This is a genomic window from Dyella agri (genome assembly GCF_044904705.1).
Lineage (GTDB): Bacteria > Pseudomonadota > Gammaproteobacteria > Xanthomonadales > Rhodanobacteraceae > Rhodanobacter_A > Rhodanobacter_A agri.
Genome location: NZ_JADIKL010000022.1, coordinates 1 through 1,602 on the forward strand (window position 1 = coordinate 1; position 1,602 = coordinate 1,602).

The following is a 1,602-nucleotide window of genomic DNA, read 5'->3' on the forward strand; positions in this document are numbered from 1 at the left end:
GCAGTGGCGTGGTGACCGATGGCGTGAAGCTCTCCGCCAATCCGTTCGACGACATCGCGCTGGAAGAAGCCCTGCGCCTCCGCGAGAAAGGCCTGGCCGAAGAAGTGGTGGTGGTGGGCATCGGCCCTGCCGACCTCACTGCCCATCTGCGCAATGGCTTGGCGATGGGTGCCAATCGTGCGATCCATGTCGCCACCAGCGACACCGTACAGCCGCTTACTGCCGCGCGCGTCTTCCTGAAGTTGATCGAAAAGGAACAGCCGAACCTGGTGATCCTCGGCAAGCAGGCGATCGACGACGACGCCAACCAGACAGGCCAGATGCTGGCGGCGCTGTGGGACCGCCCGCAGGCCACCTTCGCCAGCAAGGTGGAGATCGCCGACGGCAAGGCCACGGTGACCCGCGAAGTCGACGCCGGCTTGGAGGTGATCGAAGCGGAACTGCCCGCGGTGATCACCACCGACCTGCGCCTCAACGAGCCCCGCTTCATCAAGCTGCCGGACATCATGAAGGCCAAGTCCAAGCCGATCGACACGATCGAGCTCGCTTCGCTGGGCATCGAGGCCAACGACCATCTCAAGACCACGCACTACGCCGCGCCGGTCAAGCGCAGCAAGGGCGTGATGGTGAAGGATGCGGCCGAGTTGGTCGCGGCGTTGAAGCAGAAGGGTTTGCTCTGAGCAGCCTAAGGAGACATGACATGAGCAAGATCCTCGTCATCGCCGAACATCTGGGCGGCAAGCTGAACCCTTCCACCGCGCGCGCCGTGAGCGCCGCCGCCGCGATCAAGCCCGAAGCCATCGACGTGCTGGTGCTGGCGGACAACGTCGACGCCATCGCTGCTGAAGCCGCCAAGATCGAAAGCGTGAGCCGTGTGCTCACCATCGCCCGCGCCGAGAACGCGCATCCGCTGGCGGCCGTGCTGGCCCCACAGGTGGCCAAGGCCGCCGCCGGCTACAGCCACGTGTTCGCCCCGTCCACCACGTTCGGCAAGGACGTGCTGCCGCGCGTAGCCGCCCTGCTCGGCGTCGCCCAGGTCAGCGACGTGATGAGCGTGGAAGGAACACACAGCTTCAAGCGCCCGATCTACGCTGGCAACGCCATCATCACCGTCGAAGCCGATCCGAACACTACCGTGGTCGCCACCATCCGCACGGCCTCCTGGGCCGCCGCGGCGACGGGCGCCAACAACGCTCCAGTCGAGGCCCTGGCAGTGGACGTGGCCCTGCCCTCGCACACCCGCTTTGTGGAACTGCAGTCGGGCAAGAGCGACCGTCCGGACCTGCAGAGCGCCCGCAAGGTCGTCTCTGGCGGTCGCGGCGTCGGCTCGAAGGAGAACTTCGACATCATCTTCAAGTTCGCCGACAAGATCGGCGCCGCCGTGGGTGCCTCGCGTGCCGCCGTCGACGCCGGCTACGTGCCAAGCGACCTGCAGGTAGGCCAGACCGGCAAGATCATCGCGCCCGAACTGTACATGGCCATCGGCATCTCCGGCGCCATCCAGCACCTCACCGGGATCAAGGACGCAGGTACCATCGTGGCGATCAACAAGGATGGCGAGGCGCCGATCTTCGAGGTGGCCGACATCGGCCTGGTGGGTGA

At 66.0% G+C, this 1,602-nt stretch carries 2 protein-coding genes; both read left to right on the top strand.

The window, feature by feature from the left end:
• The coding region (locus ISP14_RS18695; protein WP_404542885.1) for an electron transfer flavoprotein subunit beta/FixA family protein at positions 1–680 on the top strand (680 nt) is incomplete at its 5' end.
• Positions 681–700: 20 nt separating this feature from the next.
• Positions 701–1,602: electron transfer flavoprotein subunit alpha/FixB family protein (locus ISP14_RS18700; protein ID WP_404542887.1), on the top strand; the 902-nt coding region annotated here is incomplete at its 3' end.